Origin of the sequence: Solibacillus faecavium, assembly GCF_014836905.1 — a bacterium.
GTDB classification, from domain to species: Bacteria; Bacillota; Bacilli; order Bacillales_A; family Planococcaceae; genus Solibacillus; species Solibacillus faecavium.
Genome location: NZ_JACSPZ010000001.1, coordinates 477,045 through 492,616, shown reverse-complemented (window position 1 = coordinate 492,616; position 15,572 = coordinate 477,045). Strand labels below are relative to the sequence as shown.

The following is a 15,572-nucleotide window of genomic DNA, read 5'->3' as shown; positions in this document are numbered from 1 at the left end:
TTTTAATTATACTTCCATTATAATTGGTAAAATCATAGGACGACGTTTCGTTTTTTCGTATAAATATGGACCTAATACGTCCGTTATTTCGTTTTTCAAATCGTTCCATTGTGTATCTTTTTCCTGAATTGTGCTGTTTAAATGATAATTCAACATTTTTTGTGCTTCATTAATCATCATGCCTGATTCACGCATATAAACAAATCCTCGAGAAATAATATCCGGACCTGAAACGATTTTGTTTTTCGCCATATCAACACTTACAACAACGATAACTAAACCTTCCTCAGAAAGGATACGACGATCTCGCAGTACAATATTTCCGATATCTCCAATACCATTGCCGTCAATATACACATCACCTGAAGGAATGCGGCCGGCAACATGTGCTTCATTTGCACTTAATGCCAATACATCGCCATTTTCCATAAGGAATGAGTTTTCCAGTGGTACTTCACAGGCTTCCGCCAATTCAGTATGGATTTTTAACATACGGTATTCACCATGAATCGGCATAAAGAATTTCGGTTTCATTAAACGTAGCATTAGTTTTTGTTCTTGCTGTGAGCCGTGACCAGAAGTGTGAATATTATTTAATGCACCGTGGATAACTTCTGCACCGGCACGGAATAATAAGTTAATAATTTTGTTTACGCTCATCGTATTTCCTGGTACTGGTGAAGAAGAGAATACAACTGTATCACCAGGCTGAATTTGAATTTGACGATGTGTTCCGTTGGCAATACGCGATAAAGCTGCCATTGGCTCACCTTGAGAACCTGTACATAAAATCATTACTTCATTTGCAGGTAAACGATTTAAGCTTTGCACATCAATAAAGGTTTCTTTAGGTGCAGTGATATATCCTAATTCACGACCGATAGTAATAGCGTTATCCATTGAACGTCCGAAAACGGCAATTTTACGGCCATATTTTACAGCTGCATCTGTCGCTTGCTGCAGGCGATGAATATTCGAAGCGAATGTCGCAAAAATAATACGACCATCAACTTTACGGAAAATTTCATCAATGCTTTTCCCGACTGTACGTTCAGACATTGTAAAATCAGTTTTTTCTGCATTTGTACTATCTGATAGTAAACAAAGTACACCATCGCGGCCAATTTCGGCCATTTTTGTTAAGTTTGCAGGCTCTCCAACTGGAGTAAAGTCAAACTTAAAGTCCCCTGTATGCACGATATTGCCTGGTGGTGTTTTAACTACTACACCATATGCATCGGGTATACTATGGGTCGTACGGAAGAAGCTTACGGCTGTTTTACGGAATTTAATAACATCGTCTTCTTTAAATTCGATTAATTTCGTAGAACGTAATAAACCGTGTTCTTCCAATTTGTTGCGAAGCAGTCCCAATGCAAGCTTTCCGCCATAAACAGGGATATTAACTTGACGAAGTAAATAAGGAATACCGCCAATATGATCTTCGTGGCCATGTGTGATAAATAAGCCTTTAATTTTGTCTACGTTTCGAACTAAGTACGTATAGTCTGGAATTACGTAGTCAATTCCAAGTAAGTCGTCCTCAGGGAATTTAATACCTGCGTCAATTAAAATGATTTCATCTTGGAATTGTACTGCATATGTGTTTTTGCCGATTTCGCCCAGTCCGCCGAGTGCGAATACAGCCGCTTGATCATTCTTAACGAATTTCATAACAATTAAGCGTTCTCCAGACGGAAATTAGGGCTGTTTTGTTCGTATTCTAAATAGTTGCCTTCTAGAAGTTGAACAAGCTCGATATTATAATTTCGGTCTTTTAAATAGTGACGTACTTCACGTTCAGATGACGCCTCTAAATAAAGAGTTTTTGTGTTTTCGCGAACTGGAATCTCAGTGATGTTTTCTTGATAATAAACTTTGTAAATCATAGTTACTCTCCTTTAATTACGAACATTATTACTGCATTTCTAATAAGTAGAAAAATGCATTTCCTTTATATTATCATGGGAGTCCTTTAAAATAAAGAAAAGCCCATCAAATACATGAACATAACGATTGAATAAAAACTAAAAAATGGTACGTCCTTAAATAGGGCGCACCAATCAATGAAGTGTTTAGGCAATTAATTTTTTACCGAGGATGCCTTTTAATCGTTTCCGCCATTTCTGTTTGAGACGTTTTAACATAGGTCATCACTCCTCGCTCTCATTATACTAAATATTCAGATTTCTGTAAAGGGTCTTTGAAAATAAAGGAGAATTTAAGTTGAAAAGATTATTATTTTTTGATGTAGATGGAACACTGTACGATTCTAATAAAAAATTGCCGAATTCTGCAAAAGAAGCGATTTTCAAAGCGCGTGAAAAGGGTCATGAAATTGCGATTGCAACAGGTCGAGCTCCGTTCATGATAAAAGATATATTGGAAGAATTGCAGATTGATACATATGTGACGTTCAATGGACAATATGTTGTTTATAAAGGAAAAGTTATTTATACCGATCAAATTGCAAATGAAACGCTAACGGAAATTTTAAGCTTCGGTTCACAAAGAAATCATCCATTTGTTTTTCTTAATGAAAAAGAAATGATTGCCTCGGCAGGTGATTATGAGAGTATCGAACAAAGCCTGGCTACACTTTATTTTCCGTACCCGCAAATCGATGCAAACTATTATTTGCATACGCCAGTCTATCAAACATTAATTTTTATAAATGAACAGGAACAGCCAATTTATGAACAACAGTTTCCTGAAGTGCAATTCGTCCGTTGGCATCCCCAATCATGCGATATGTTGCCAAAAGGGGGATCGAAAGCGAACGGTATAAAAAAATTGCTGGAGTATACCGGTTACTCAGATGAACAGATCGTTACCTTTGGGGATGGGCTAAATGATATCGAAATGCTTTCGGAATTCCCTCAAAGTGTCGCAATGGGGAATGGTCATAAAAAAGCGAAGGAAGCAGCGTCAATGATAACAGCGCATGTAGATGAAGACGGGCTGGCTCTGGCGATGGAAAAACTTAAACTAATATAAAATAAAGAAATTGATTTCGTTCATTCATTTGAAGAAATCAATGGTATTCACTGGTAAACTTTATTTTAAAACAAAAAACTGTAGACAAACTTGAATTTCTTCAAGTTTGTCTACAGTCTGACGCGTGTGAATATTTAATTCACACGCGTTTTTAGTATTAATCTCTACCAAATGGAATGCTATTTTCAATTACCTCAAATGGGTCTTTTTCGTTTATTCGATCGTAAAACATGATACCGTTTAAATGGTCAAGCTCATGTTGAAAGGCGATAGCAGGAAGTCCTGATAAACGCATTTTCTTTTCTTCTCCGTCCACAGTCATAAATTTAACTGTGATCCGAGCATAACGAGGAACATAGCCTGGAACAGCGCGATCTACAGATAGGCATCCTTCGCCGCTCGTTATATAAGTCTGCTCAACAGAATGACTGACAATTCTAGGGTTGACGGCAACGAAGCTTAATAACTCACCATCTTCGTTTTCCAAATGTAGGGCAAACATCCGCTTTAAGCTGTTTACTTGGTTAGCAGCCAAGCCAATGCCCCCTCGTAGATTATACTTTTCGGCAATCTCAGGATCTTGGCTATTAATTAAATACTGCAACAAATCCTCTGCAAGTTTGCGGTCTTCCGCAGACAACGGAAAGGAAACCTCCTCTGCGCGTGTTCGTAATGTGGGATGGCCCTCACGAATAATGTGTTCCATTAAAATCATGTGAAACTTCCTTTCAGTAAAAACTTATTGGAATAAGTATACACGACTCTTGATAAGGGAAGTAGAAAAAACTTCGGGATTTCCGATTTAAGAATTCGAATTAAGGGAATAAATATTGTTGAAGAACTATTAACAGAATAATAATAGAATGTTTTAAAGTTTTCTATTATAGTACAGCGAAAGAGATTTTGTGATACAGGTGATGTAACTGTATCAATTTGAAGTTAAATATGAAAAATCTTTAATAAAGATGGTAAACAATGATTGACCGATAGATTTTTATTCATTATACTCGGGGTAGAGTTATATTGTACTAGTAAAAATAATGAATTTTTTAATACAGTTTAAAGGGGATGTAAACAATGGCAGATAAAATGATGAATCAATTGGATCCAGCTGGAACGTTACAGGAAATTGAAAGCAAGTTCGAAATGTTCCAAGTATTGAATGAGCAAGGTGAAGTTGTAAACGAAGCAGCGATGCCGGATTTAAAGGATGAGCAATTAGTTGAGTTAATGAGTCGTATGGTTTATGTCCGTATTTTAGATCAACGTTCAATTTCATTAAACCGACAAGGGCGCTTAGGCTTCTACGCACCTACTGCTGGTCAAGAAGCATCACAGCTTGCTTCCCAATATGCATTGGAAAAAGAAGACTGGATTTTGCCTGGTTATCGTGATGTACCTCAAATTGTTATGCATGGTTTACCATTGTGGAAAGCATTCCTATTCAGTCGCGGTCACTTTATCGGAAACCAAGTTCCGGAAGGGGTAAATATATTGGCACCGCAAATTATTATTGGTGCACAATATATTCAGACGGCAGGTGTGGCACTTGGTTTACAAAAGCGCGGTTCAAAAACAGTTGCAATCACATATACAGGAGATGGTGGTTCTTCACAAGGTGACTTCTATGAAGGGATTAACTTTGCAGGTGCATTCAAATCACCGGCTATCTTCATCGTGCAAAACAACCAATTCGCAATTTCAACACCACGTGAATTACAGACTGCAGCAAAAACAATCGCGCAAAAAGGTATAGCAGCCGGCATTCCATCTATATTAGTGGACGGAATGGATCCGTTAGCTGTTTATGCAGCGACTAAGGACGCTCGTGATCGTGCAATTCGCGGTGAAGGTCCAACACTTATTGAAACAATGTGTTACCGATATGGTCCACATACAATGGCAGGAGATGACCCAACACGTTATCGTACTACTGATACTGATAATGAATGGGCAGCAAAAGATCCATTAGTACGCTTCCGTAAATTCCTTGAAGCTAAAGGTTTATGGGATGAGAAGAAAGAAGAAGAAGTAATAGAGCGTGCAAAAGAGGAAATTAAAGAAGCAATTAAAGAAGCCGATAAAGCTCCAAAACAAAAGGTAACAGAGTTAATGGATAATATGTATGATGGTGAAATGCCAGCAAACTTAAAAGAACAGTATGCGATTTATAAAGAGAAGGAGTCGAAATAAGCCATGGCACAAATGACAATGATTCAAGCAATTACAGATGCATTACGTTGCGAATTAAAAAATGACGAAAACGTTTTAGTATTCGGTGAAGACGTTGGTGTAAACGGCGGGGTTTTCCGTGCTACAGAAGGTCTTCAAAAAGAATTTGGCGTTGATCGTGTATTTGATACGCCACTTGCAGAATCAGGAATCGGTGGTTTAGCAATTGGTTTAGCGTTAACTGGATACCGTCCAGTGCCTGAAATTCAATTTTTCGGCTTCGTTTTTGAAGTAATGGACTCAATTAGTGGTCAATTAGCTCGTATGAAATACCGTTCAGGTGGTACGTATAATGCACCTGTAACGATTCGTTCCCCATTTGGCGGTGGTGTTCATACACCGGAAATGCATTCGGATTCTTTAGAAGGTTTAATGGCTCAATCACCAGGTTTAAAAGTGGTGATTCCATCAACACCGTATGATGCAAAAGGTTTACTAATTGCATCAATTCGTGATAATAACCCAGTTATTTTCTTAGAGCATTTAAAACTTTACCGTTCGTTCCGTGAAGAAGTTCCTGAAGAGTCATACACAATTGAACTTGGTAAAGCAGATGTAAAACGCGAAGGGAAAGACCTTTCAATTATTTCTTATGGCTTAATGGTTCACGAAAGTTTAAAAGCGGCAGAGGAGCTTGAAAAAGAAGGTTACTCGGTAGAAGTAATCGATTTACGTACGATTCAGCCTTTAGATATCGATACAATTATCGCTTCTGTTGAAAAAACAGGTCGTGCAATCGTCGTTCAAGAGGCGCAAAAGCAAGCAGGTATTGCAGCAAATGTTGTAGCAGAAATTACAGAGCGTGCAATTCTTTCATTAGAAGCTCCAGTATTACGTGTTGCTGCACCAGATACGATTTATTCATTCCCTCAAGCAGAGGGTGTATGGTTACCAACATATAAAGACGTAATGGAAACTGCGAAGAAAGTTTTAACATTCTAAGAATTGAGGGTGAGAAATTATGGCATTTACATTTCGATTACCAGATATCGGAGAAGGTATTCATGAAGGTGAAATCGTCAAGTGGTTCGTTAAAGCTGGCGATCAAGTCAAAGAAGATGATATTTTAGCTGAAGTTCAAAATGATAAAGCGGTCGTGGAAATTCCATCACCCGTAGAAGGTACAGTTGAAGAAATTTTGGTGGAAGAAGGTACAGTGGCAATTGTTGGAGATGCCCTAATTCGCTTTGATGCACCAGGTTATGAAGATTTAAAATTAAAAGGTGATGACCACCACGAATCAAATGAATCGAATAAAACAGAAGCACAAGTGCAATCCACTGCTGAGGCTGGTCAAGATGTGAAAAAAGAAGAAACTAAAACAGATAAAAGTGCAGATTCTGCTCAGCCAGAAGCCCCTGCTGAAACAGAAAAAGCTGCATCGCCGTCTGAAACAGAAACTTCAGGCAAACGCATTATCGCTATGCCTTCTATTCGCAAGTATGCTCGTGAAAAAGGTGTCGAAATTCAGCAAGTTTCAGGTACAGGCAAAAATGGCCGTGTATTAAAAGAAGACATTGAGAGCTTCCTAAACGGAGGTCAAGAGTCGGCTTCTGAAACAGAAGAAGTAAAAGAGACTCAACAGCCACAAGGAGAAGAGAAACAAGCCGAAACAAAACAAGCTGCTCCTGTTACACTTGAAGGCGAGTTCCCTGAAACACGTGAAAAAATGAGCGGTATGCGCAAAGCGATTGCAAAAGCGATGGTTCATTCAAAACATACGGCTCCGCACGTAACGTTAATGGATGAAGTGGATGTAACAGAACTTGTTGCACACCGTAAGCAATTCAAGGATATTGCAGCAGAGCAAGGTGTTAAATTGACGTATTTACCGTACGTTGTGAAGGCTTTAATCTCGACTTTGCGTAAATATCCTGAATTCAACCGATCACTGGATGACGCAACACAGGAAATTATTCAAAAACATTACTATAATATTGGTATTGCTGCTGATACAGAAAAAGGTTTATTAGTTCCGGTTATTAAACATGCTGATCGTAAGTCAGTTTTTGGCCTGTCACAGGAAATTAATGAACTGGCTGTAAAGGCACGTGATGGTAAGCTAGCATCTCATGAAATGAAAGGTGCTTCAATATCCATTACAAATATCGGTTCTGCAGGTGGTCAATGGTTTACACCAGTAATCAATCACCCTGAAGTTGCGATTTTAGGAATTGGTCGAATTTCAGAGAAACCAGTAATAAAAAATGGTGAAATTGTAGCAGCACATGTGTTAGCATTATCATTGAGCTTTGATCATCGTATGATCGATGGTGCGACTGCACAAAACGCTTTAAATCATTTAAAACGTTTATTAAGTGAGCCGCAACTATTATTAATGGAGGCGTAAAAAAATGGTAGTAGGAGATTTTCCAATCGAACTAGATACTCTTGTAGTAGGTTCTGGCCCTGGTGGATATGTTGCAGCAATTCGTGCAGCACAAACAGGTCAAAAAGTTACAATCGTTGAACGTGGAGCATTAGGTGGAGTTTGTTTAAACGTAGGCTGTATCCCATCTAAAGCATTAATTTCAGTAGGTCACCGCTTTGAGCATGCACAACATTCAGATGATATGGGTGTTACTGCATCAGAAGTAAAGCTTGACTGGTCTAAAGCACAAGCATTTAAAGACAGCGTTGTTAAAAAATTAGTAGGCGGCGTTGAAGGTTTATTAAAAGGGAATAAAGTAGACATCGTAAAAGGTGAAGCGTATTTCGTAGATGCAAACACTGTACGTGTTATCGATGGCGATAAAGCCCAAACATATACATTCAAAAATGCAATCTTAGCAACAGGATCTCGTCCAATCGAAATCCCAACATTCAAATTTACAAAGCGCGTAGTAAGCTCAACTGGTGCATTATCTTTCCCTGAAGTACCAGGTAAATTAGTAGTAATCGGTGGCGGTTACATCGGAACTGAGCTTGGTTCAGCTTATGCTAACTTAGGTTCTCAAGTAACAATTATCGAAGGCGGAAAAGATATTTTAGCTGGTTTCGAAAAACAAATGACGCAAATCGTTAAAAAAGGTCTTAAGAAAAAGGGCGTTGAAGTTGTAGTAAACGCATCTGCTAAAGGCGTTGAAGAAAACGAAAACGGCGTTGTAGTTACTTATGAAGCAGGTGGCGAAGAGAAAACAGTTGAAGCGGATTACGTTTTAGTAACTGTAGGTCGTCGTCCGAATACTGATGAAATGGGCTTAGAAGAAGTAGGAGTTAAATTCGCAGAGCGCGGTTTATTGGAAGTTGACAAACAAGGTCGTACTTCAGTTTCTAACATCTTTGCAATCGGTGATATCGTTGCAGGTCCACAACTTGCTCATAAAGCTTCTTATGAAGGTAAAGTTGCTGCAGAAGCAATTGCTGGTGAACCATCAGTAGTTGACTACTTAGCAATTCCAGCAGTATGCTTCACAGATCCAGAAATGGCAACTGTAGGATACTCTGAAGAAACAGCTAAAGCTGAAGGTCTTGAAGTGAAAGCTGCTAAATTCCCATTCGCTGCAAACGGTCGTGCATTAGCACTTAACCAAACAGAAGGCTTTGTGAAATTAGTTGCTCGTAAAGAAGATGGCTTACTTGTAGGCGCTCAAATCATCGGTGCTGGAGCATCTGATATGATCGCTGAAATGGGTCTTGCTATCGAAGCTGGTATGACAGCTGAAGACGTAGCATTAACAATTCACGCTCACCCAACTTTAGGTGAAATTACGATGGAAGCTGCTGAAGTATTATTAGGCAACCCAATCCACATCGTATCTAAATAATAATGATTAAAGGCTATGCAGTTGAAAATACTGCATAGCCTTTTTGTTATCTATATGGATGGATATATTCAAAAGTAATAATGGTATATTTTATATTATAGTAAGAGAATGAAATAGACAGAAATTTCTAATAGTCGTACAATGAAAGTGTGTGCAAGGGGGTTTTTAAGTGGATGTTATACGTACAATCGCTCAAATAGGTATCATCATTTTATTTTATTTAATAGGAGAATACATAGTTTCGTTAACTGGAATTATCATACCGGGAAGTATCATTGGACTTGTATTATTATGGTTATCACTTTATTTCAAAATATTGAATGTGAAATTCATTCAAAAGGGTGCTAGTTTTATGTTAGCATTTTTAACCTTATTTTTTATTCCTTCCACTGTAGCAGTAATTAACTATCCGGAATTACTTACGGTGTCTGGTGGGCTCCTCATATTGGCGGTAATTATAAGTACAATATTAGCGTTAGTCATTACAGGGAAAGTTAGTAGAATTATTGAGGAAAAAGAAAAGCGAAAAAAGGAGGAGGAACATGTTACCACAAGTTCTGCTAAGTCTATTTATCATAAGTAGTACAGTGTTACTTTTCATTTTACTAAATAAACTGTACTTGAAAATTGGCAATCCTTTTTTGTTACCTATTCTAACTGTTACTTGCATTACGGTAGCGGTTTTGTTGATCTTTAACATACCGTACGAAACTTATATGGAAGGCGGTCAATGGCTATCAAAAATGCTCGGTCCTGCAGTTGTAGCTTTAGCCTTTCCGCTTTATAATCAACGGGATATTATTTTCAAATATAAATACTCAATCATAATTAGCATTATTGTGGCAATGTTAGCTGGTCTTATAAGTGTTGTAGCGTTTCTTTTATTATTTGGATCGAGTAAAGCCTTTATCTATACTTCTTTACCTAAGTCATTGACGACACCAGTTGCGATGCAAGTAAGCGAACTTGTAGGAGGGATTCCACCTCTAACTGCAGTGTTGGTTATGGTAGCGGGTTTTACGGGTGCTATTTTGGGACCTATATTATTTAAAGTATTTAATATTGACACAGCTATTAGCCGAGGAGTTGCTATGGGAAGCGCTTCGCATGGTGTAGGCTTAACAAAGCTAAAGGAATATAGTGAAGAGGATTTATCTATAGGATCATTATCAATGGGGCTCAGTGCGGTTGTAGGGGCATTTATAATACCGCTCATTTCAATCTACTTCATTTAAAAAACAGACGACATATTAGTCGTCTGTAATGATATTAATATATTGCTTTTCTCTCTTTTATAACTCGTATATTCTGTAACGTACTATCTTCAGGACCTTGCACAGGAAGACCCGCTTCAACATTCATCTTAATGAAATCAATATTACTTTGCGTAATGATTTCCCCGGGAATAAAAATAGGAATCCCTGGTGGGTATACCATTATAAACTCAGCACAAATGTAACCTTCAGAAAGTGCAAGCGGTATGCTTTCTGTTTGTGCATAAAAAGCATCCCGTGGTGACATGGCAAGCGCAGGGATTTCGGGAATTTGAACATTTGTCTCTGTAATAGAAGCTTCTGATTCAAATGCTTTTGACATACGTGTTAGAGCATTGATAAGTAAATTTATTTCTTTTTTAGAATCTCCAATCGTAACTAAACATAGAATATTGTATAGATCTGATAGTTCGATTTCTAAATTGGCATTTACTCGAAGCCATTCTTCAGCTACATGACCTGTAATCCCTAAATCTTTTACACTTATTAATAGTTTCAATGGATCCATATCGTAAGTTGCAGATGTACCGAGCTTCTCACGCCCCACGCAATGAAGATGCGGGATAGAATTGATGCGTTTACGCGCATCTTGTGCCAAACGAATCGCATCGTCCAACAAATTCTGCCCGTTAACTGCTAATTGACGACGTGCTGTATCAATTGAAGCAAGCATAGGGTAGGAAGTGGATGTAGTTGTTAACATTGAAAATACAGATTGTACACGTTTAGCGGACACAAGGCCCTCTCTAACGTTTAATACTGAACTACCTGTCATTGAACCACCTAACTTATGTGTGCTCGTTGCAGCCATATCTGCGCCTGCTTGCATTGCCGATAAGGGTAAATCATCATGGAACTTAATATGAACGCCGTGAGCTTCATCTACAATTACAGGAATGTTTCTCGCGTGAACAATGTCAACAATACGTTTTAAATCTGCTACAAAACCAAAATAAGTAGGGTTAATAACAAGTACTGCTTTAGCATCCGGATATTTCAATAGTGCACGCTCAACTGACTCAGGTGAAATACCATGGGAGATGCCAAGCTCACTATCTACTTCAGGATGGATAAAAATTGGGATAGCACCCGCGAAAACAATCGCTGACATAATTGATTTATGTACATTCCGCGGTACTATTATTTTATCGCCTGGACCGACGACGGTTAAAATCATCGTCATTATGGCGCCACTAGTACCTTGTACGGAAAAGAATGTATGGTCAGCCCCAAAGGCTTGGGCAGCAAGGTTTTGTGCTTGCATAATCACACCTTTAGGAGCGTGTAAATCATCTAGTGGAGCAATATTAATTAAATCAATTGATAAAACGTTGTCGCCTACAAATTCTCTGTAAGCTGGATCCATTCCCTGTCCTTTTTTATGACCTGGAATATGGAACTGAATAGGATGTCTGTTGCGATGCTTGAGTAATGCATCAAACAAAGGAGTCTCTAACTGTGACAACGCAGGTACCACCTCACTATATTGTAATTTTAAAACAAGTGAATTATAGCACCTATTAAAGATGCTGACTATATAAATATTTCGAATACTTGTAATGAAGACACTTATTTTAGGAGGAATGGCTATGAATTGGCATACAAAGGTAACAGAATTATTACAGGTTCAATATCCGATTATTCAAGGTGGACTGGCATATTTAGCTTACTCAGAGCTTGCTGCAGCTGTTTCTAATGCAGGTGCATTAGGGCAAATTACAGCGATGAGTTTATCGTCGCCGGATGCTTTAAAGGAAGAAATAAAAAAAGTAAAAGAAATGACAAATAAACCATTCGGAGTAAATTTTGCGATAGGTATGCATGGAAAAGGGTATGAAAGAATGGTAGAAGTCGCTGCGGAAATGGACGTACCTGTAGTGACGATTACAGGAGGCAATCCAGCGCCTATTTTTGATATATTAAAAGATGCATCTTGTAAAAAACTAGTATTGGTAGCGGCAAAACGTCAAGCACAAAAAGCAGAGCAGCTCGGAGCGGATGCTGTCATGGTTGTTGGACAAGAAGGTGGCGGTCATTTAGGGAGAGACGACGTAGGAACGATGGTATTGGTGCCTCAGGTAGTAGATAGTGTATCGATTCCTGTCATAGCTTCTGGAGGCATAGGAGATGGTCGAGGGTGGATAGCAGCTCATGCACTCGGTGCAGAGGGAATTGAAATGGGAACACGTTTTATAGCTACTAAGGAATGTGTTCATGCTTCCATGGCATACAAGCAGGCATTAATTGAAAGTGAAGAAACGGATACGGCAATTATAAAACGTTCGATTGGTGCACCGGCCAGAGTAATCCGAAATGAATTTACAGATCAAATTTTGGGAATCGAACAGCATTCTCCTACTTACGAAGCTTTAAAAAATTATATTAGTGGAGAAGCGAACAAAAAGTTTATATACGATGGTGATTCAGCAAATGGATATGGATGGGCAGGTCAAGTAACAGGTTTAATAAATGATATTCCAACAGTTGAGGAATTAATTCAGCGTATGGTTGTACAAGCAGAAGAAATCCGTTTAAAATGGGGGCAGCAATAATTAAAGGCAGGTAATAATTTATGGAATATTCATACCCATTGTCAACAGATTGGACTACAGAGGAAATGGTCGATGTCGTACGCTTTTTTGAGGTAGTGGAAATGGCATACGAAAAAGGCGTAAAGCGCGAAATCGTAATGGCACGTTATAAACGCTTTAAAGAAGTTGTCCCATCACAAGCGGAAGAAAAGACAATTTGCCGAGATTTTGAACAAGCGAGCACCTACGTACCATTCCGTGTTGTAAAGCTGGCTAAAGAACTGGCTGATGGACAAATTGTAAAAATGAAATAAGAAAGTTAAGGTGGAGCATAGTTTGTTTGTTTTAACTTACGAAAAAAGAGAAATGGCACTTTAATCGTGCTATTTCTCTTTTTTAGGTTGGGAATTTTTTTTGAAATTTATTTTAGATTATTGGAATGTTTAGCAGTCTTTTGTACATATTAATAATAAATGGTTAATTGTTACCTTTGATGATTTCATAAATTGGGAGAAGTTCATCAAATGTCTTTTCAGCTAGTTGTAAAAAATGCTCTGCAGACATTTGAATAGCCTCATTGGCAGGAATATGTCGACCAACTAGGAATTCACCCTTTTTTACATCCCGAAGACGTACAAGGAACTGCTCAAGCTTTTCATCACGTGCTTCTTTTAAAGGGAAGACATCCGGCTGCATATGGTCTCCGGAAATTACGTAGTCATTTGATAAGCTTTTAATTACATTAATATTAGCTAATAAACGCTGTGCCATTTCGTGCTTTTGCGGTGCTTCATAAATAACCGCAACTACGATGAAAAGATGTGTACCCCACAGTCCAATCTGGAAATGTGGCAAAGATTTATAGCCACGCTTATAAGGCGCGAATGCTACCCATGAATCTTTTGGTGGGTTAACAGTACGGCGTGCATGTTTTGCAACATGACCAAAGAATTCTTCTCCTGTCTGTGTACTGAAATAACCGGTGAAAATTTCCGAAAGCTCATGGAATTTTGGGCGGATTATATTTGTTAAAGCTTCCATTCGATCATCTAAGCCGTCAATTTCAAATACTTGGAAGTCTTCTGTAGTCCATTTTACATTACTCAAATTTTTCAAATCCTTTCGATTTAATGTTTATTTTATTAACTTTTTGGGAAAAAATCTGTTAATAGAAACTTTACACCGTTATATTTTACAAATGGTGAGGATATTATTATAAGCAATTAGTCATGGTATCCAAAATCCTTTTTATAAAAAGTTAGGGAAAAGTTTAAATAATATGATGAGGAAGTGATTTTTATGAAACAGATGATTAAAATTATACGCAAAGTCGATATTGAAAAGCAATATGAAGAGATTTTAATGTTGGAAATGGATTATGAGCTAGCAACACTTTATGCAGCTATGAATGATAAAAATCAATCTGAAATCGAAAAATCCAAAAAACGTTTAACAGAAATTCAAGAGGAATTAAAAGGTCTACATGTATATGCGTAACAAAAAAATGTTTCCAAAATAAAAAATCACTTGCCAAAGTTAGATAGCAAGTGATTTTTTGTTATAATGAAGTTATTAAAAAAAGTTCCATATATTACATATTAAAAATAGCAATGGTTGTCGGAAGGTGGATGAACGATGGATGTAAAACAGCTAGATGAATTTGCGAAAAAAATTATTTTTGAAGCGGGGCGAAATATCCGTGCAGCATTTTCATACGATATTGAAATCGAAACAAAATCTAGTCCCAATGATTTAGTGACGAATATTGACCGGGAAACAGAGTTATTTTTTATCGAAAAAATAAAGGCATTTAATCCGGACCATCGTATTTTAGGTGAAGAAGGAATGGGCGAAAAAGTAGAAAGTCTGGAAGGGGTCGTATGGATTATTGATCCAATTGACGGCACGATGAATTTTGTTAAGCAACATCGCCATTTCATGATTACAATTGGCATTTATGTGGATGGTGTTGGAGTTTTAGGTTACATATTTGATGTAATGCGCGAAGATTTATTTAATGCTATTTCAGGGGTAGGTGCATGGTATAACGATTCTCCTCTCCGTAAACTTCAACCGGTAAAAATTGAACAAGCTGTTATTGGTATCAATGCAAGTTGGGTTACACCGAATGATCGCATTAACCATGAGAAAATAATGGAATTAGTCCGAACAGTACGTGGCACCCGTTCTTATGGTTCTGCGGCGATGGAAATAGCTTTTGTCGTGAGCGGTAAGCTGGATGCCTATATCTCAATGCGTTTGGCGCCGTGGGATATTGGTGGTGGGGTCATTATTGCCAAAGAAGTAGGAGCTATTGCAACAAACTTTAATGGGAAAGATTTCGATTTTTTATCAATGGATACATTTATAATTGCAAACCCTACCATCCATCAATTAATTTTAGACAAGTATATCGAGGAAAAAAAATAAAAACTTCGGTGCGTATACGCACCGAAGTTTTATACATTTAGAGTAAGCCTTGGTCTCTAAATTTACGTTTTGTTTTAAATGCCATTCCAAAGATTGCGCACATAACGACAATACCTACAACAACGCCGATCCAACCAATTGTTTCATACTCATCGCCAGTCATAAATACTAGTGAAAAGGCAAATCCGATACTAATCATTGATAGGATTGCTGCCAATGCATAAATAAACATTACAAATTTTGCTTTATTCATATTTCCTGCCTCCGGACATCTATAATATGTGACTAAAAAATGATATTAATTATTGTGAAAAGACATTTAATCTTTCATGTGCTATAAT

At 37.8% G+C, this 15,572-nt stretch carries 17 protein-coding genes; 11 read left to right on the top strand and 6 right to left on the bottom strand.

From position 1 onward, the window contains the following. Positions 1 to 6 precede the first annotated feature (6 nt). A complete protein-coding gene (gene rnjA, locus H9635_RS02480) occupies positions 7 to 1,674 on the bottom strand; it encodes a ribonuclease J1 (RefSeq protein ID WP_191698556.1) in 1,668 nt (555 codons plus the stop codon). Between the two features lie 5 nt (positions 1,675 to 1,679). Then, positions 1,680 to 1,889, bottom strand: coding sequence for a DNA-dependent RNA polymerase subunit epsilon (locus H9635_RS02475; RefSeq protein WP_191698555.1), 210 nt, complete (start codon positions 1,887 to 1,889; stop codon positions 1,680 to 1,682). 337 nt (positions 1,890 to 2,226) lie between these two features. Between H9635_RS02475 and H9635_RS02470 the strand changes: the two genes are divergently transcribed. After that, the gene (locus H9635_RS02470) at positions 2,227 to 2,997 is read left to right on the top strand and encodes a Cof-type HAD-IIB family hydrolase (RefSeq protein WP_191698554.1); all 771 of its coding nucleotides are present in this window, start codon (positions 2,227 to 2,229) and stop codon (positions 2,995 to 2,997) included. A gap of 157 nt (positions 2,998 to 3,154) precedes the next feature. Here the strand turns inward: H9635_RS02470 and def are convergent, their stop codons facing one another. Continuing rightward, positions 3,155 to 3,712 carry a peptide deformylase gene (def, locus tag H9635_RS02465; RefSeq protein ID WP_191698553.1) on the bottom strand — a complete coding sequence of 186 codons (558 nt, stop codon included), beginning with the start codon at positions 3,710 to 3,712 and terminating at the stop codon, positions 3,155 to 3,157. 362 nt (positions 3,713 to 4,074) lie between these two features. Between def and pdhA the strand changes: the two genes are divergently transcribed. The 6 genes from pdhA (at position 4,075) to H9635_RS02435 (ending at position 10,231) form a co-directional block, all read left to right on the top strand. Further along, positions 4,075 to 5,190, top strand: a complete 1,116-nt coding sequence (pdhA, locus tag H9635_RS02460) for a pyruvate dehydrogenase (acetyl-transferring) E1 component subunit alpha (RefSeq protein WP_191698552.1) — start codon at positions 4,075 to 4,077, stop codon at positions 5,188 to 5,190. 3 nt (positions 5,191 to 5,193) lie between these two features. Further along, positions 5,194 to 6,171, top strand: a complete 978-nt coding sequence (locus tag H9635_RS02455) for an alpha-ketoacid dehydrogenase subunit beta (RefSeq protein ID WP_191698551.1) — start codon at positions 5,194 to 5,196, stop codon at positions 6,169 to 6,171. A gap of 19 nt (positions 6,172 to 6,190) precedes the next feature. Beyond that, a complete protein-coding gene (locus tag H9635_RS02450) occupies positions 6,191 to 7,579 on the top strand; it encodes a dihydrolipoamide acetyltransferase family protein (RefSeq protein WP_191698550.1) in 1,389 nt (462 codons plus the stop codon). Positions 7,580 to 7,583: 4 nt separating this feature from the next. Beyond that, positions 7,584 to 8,996, top strand: coding sequence for a dihydrolipoyl dehydrogenase (gene lpdA, locus H9635_RS02445; RefSeq protein WP_191698549.1), 1,413 nt, complete (start codon positions 7,584 to 7,586; stop codon positions 8,994 to 8,996). A gap of 169 nt (positions 8,997 to 9,165) precedes the next feature. Beyond that, positions 9,166 to 9,579 (top strand): CidA/LrgA family protein, encoded by a 414-nt coding sequence (locus H9635_RS02440; protein WP_191698548.1) that lies wholly within the window; start codon positions 9,166 to 9,168, stop codon positions 9,577 to 9,579. After that, positions 9,539 to 10,231: an LrgB family protein gene (locus H9635_RS02435; protein WP_191698547.1), complete on the top strand. Its 693-nt coding sequence runs from the start codon at positions 9,539 to 9,541 to the stop codon at positions 10,229 to 10,231. The genes H9635_RS02440 and H9635_RS02435 overlap by 41 nt, the downstream gene beginning before the upstream one ends. 34 nt (positions 10,232 to 10,265) lie before the next feature. Here the strand turns inward: H9635_RS02435 and H9635_RS02430 are convergent, their stop codons facing one another. After that, entirely contained in the window at positions 10,266 to 11,735 is a 1,470-nt protein-coding gene (locus tag H9635_RS02430; RefSeq protein WP_191698546.1) for an aminotransferase class I/II-fold pyridoxal phosphate-dependent enzyme, read from the bottom strand. Positions 11,736 to 11,859: 124 nt separating this feature from the next. Between H9635_RS02430 and H9635_RS02425 the strand changes: the two genes are divergently transcribed. Further along, complete coding sequence (locus H9635_RS02425) at positions 11,860 to 12,822, top strand: NAD(P)H-dependent flavin oxidoreductase (RefSeq protein WP_191698545.1); 963 nt, start codon at positions 11,860 to 11,862, stop codon at positions 12,820 to 12,822. A gap of 20 nt (positions 12,823 to 12,842) precedes the next feature. Next, entirely contained in the window at positions 12,843 to 13,115 is a 273-nt protein-coding gene (locus H9635_RS02420; protein ID WP_191698544.1) for a UPF0223 family protein, read from the top strand. Between the two features lie 163 nt (positions 13,116 to 13,278). Here the strand turns inward: H9635_RS02420 and H9635_RS02415 are convergent, their stop codons facing one another. After that, on the bottom strand, positions 13,279 to 13,908 hold the full coding sequence (locus H9635_RS02415; RefSeq protein WP_191698543.1) for a YktB family protein: 630 nt from the start codon (positions 13,906 to 13,908) through the stop codon (positions 13,279 to 13,281). Between the two features lie 192 nt (positions 13,909 to 14,100). On the opposite strand from H9635_RS02415, the gene H9635_RS02410 reads away from it, so the two are divergent. Together H9635_RS02410 and H9635_RS02405 are read left to right on the top strand one after the other, a co-directional pair. Further along, positions 14,101 to 14,298 carry a hypothetical protein gene (locus tag H9635_RS02410; RefSeq protein ID WP_191698542.1) on the top strand — a complete coding sequence of 66 codons (198 nt, stop codon included), beginning with the start codon at positions 14,101 to 14,103 and terminating at the stop codon, positions 14,296 to 14,298. 138 nt (positions 14,299 to 14,436) lie between these two features. Beyond that, positions 14,437 to 15,231: an inositol monophosphatase family protein gene (locus H9635_RS02405; protein ID WP_191698541.1), complete on the top strand. Its 795-nt coding sequence runs from the start codon at positions 14,437 to 14,439 to the stop codon at positions 15,229 to 15,231. A 37-nt stretch (positions 15,232 to 15,268) separates the two neighbouring features. Here H9635_RS02405 and H9635_RS02400 read toward each other — a convergent pair whose 3' ends face one another. Beyond that, the gene (locus tag H9635_RS02400) at positions 15,269 to 15,484 is read right to left on the bottom strand and encodes a DUF5325 family protein (RefSeq protein WP_191698540.1); all 216 of its coding nucleotides are present in this window, start codon (positions 15,482 to 15,484) and stop codon (positions 15,269 to 15,271) included. Positions 15,485 to 15,572 lie beyond the last annotated feature (88 nt).

What these genes read in the sequence shown, in the direction of transcription:
- H9635_RS02475 (WP_191698555.1), bottom strand. Translation starts at nt 1,889, where the DNA reads ATGATTTACAAAGTTTATTATCAAGAAAACATCACTGAGATTCCAGTT.
- H9635_RS02405 (WP_191698541.1), top strand. Translation starts at nt 14,437, where the DNA reads ATGGATGTAAAACAGCTAGATGAATTTGCGAAAAAAATTATTTTTGAA.
- H9635_RS02410 (WP_191698542.1), top strand. Translation starts at nt 14,101, where the DNA reads ATGAAACAGATGATTAAAATTATACGCAAAGTCGATATTGAAAAGCAA.
- H9635_RS02420 (WP_191698544.1), top strand. Translation starts at nt 12,843, where the DNA reads ATGGAATATTCATACCCATTGTCAACAGATTGGACTACAGAGGAAATG.
- H9635_RS02435 (WP_191698547.1), top strand. Translation starts at nt 9,539, where the DNA reads ATGTTACCACAAGTTCTGCTAAGTCTATTTATCATAAGTAGTACAGTG.
- pdhA (WP_191698552.1), top strand. Translation starts at nt 4,075, where the DNA reads ATGGCAGATAAAATGATGAATCAATTGGATCCAGCTGGAACGTTACAG.
- H9635_RS02425 (WP_191698545.1), top strand. Translation starts at nt 11,860, where the DNA reads ATGAATTGGCATACAAAGGTAACAGAATTATTACAGGTTCAATATCCG.
- rnjA (WP_191698556.1), bottom strand. Translation starts at nt 1,674, where the DNA reads ATGAAATTCGTTAAGAATGATCAAGCGGCTGTATTCGCACTCGGCGGA.
- def (WP_191698553.1), bottom strand. Translation starts at nt 3,712, where the DNA reads ATGATTTTAATGGAACACATTATTCGTGAGGGCCATCCCACATTACGA.
- H9635_RS02450 (WP_191698550.1), top strand. Translation starts at nt 6,191, where the DNA reads ATGGCATTTACATTTCGATTACCAGATATCGGAGAAGGTATTCATGAA.
- H9635_RS02455 (WP_191698551.1), top strand. Translation starts at nt 5,194, where the DNA reads ATGGCACAAATGACAATGATTCAAGCAATTACAGATGCATTACGTTGC.
- lpdA (WP_191698549.1), top strand. Translation starts at nt 7,584, where the DNA reads ATGGTAGTAGGAGATTTTCCAATCGAACTAGATACTCTTGTAGTAGGT.
- H9635_RS02400 (WP_191698540.1), bottom strand. Translation starts at nt 15,484, where the DNA reads ATGAATAAAGCAAAATTTGTAATGTTTATTTATGCATTGGCAGCAATC.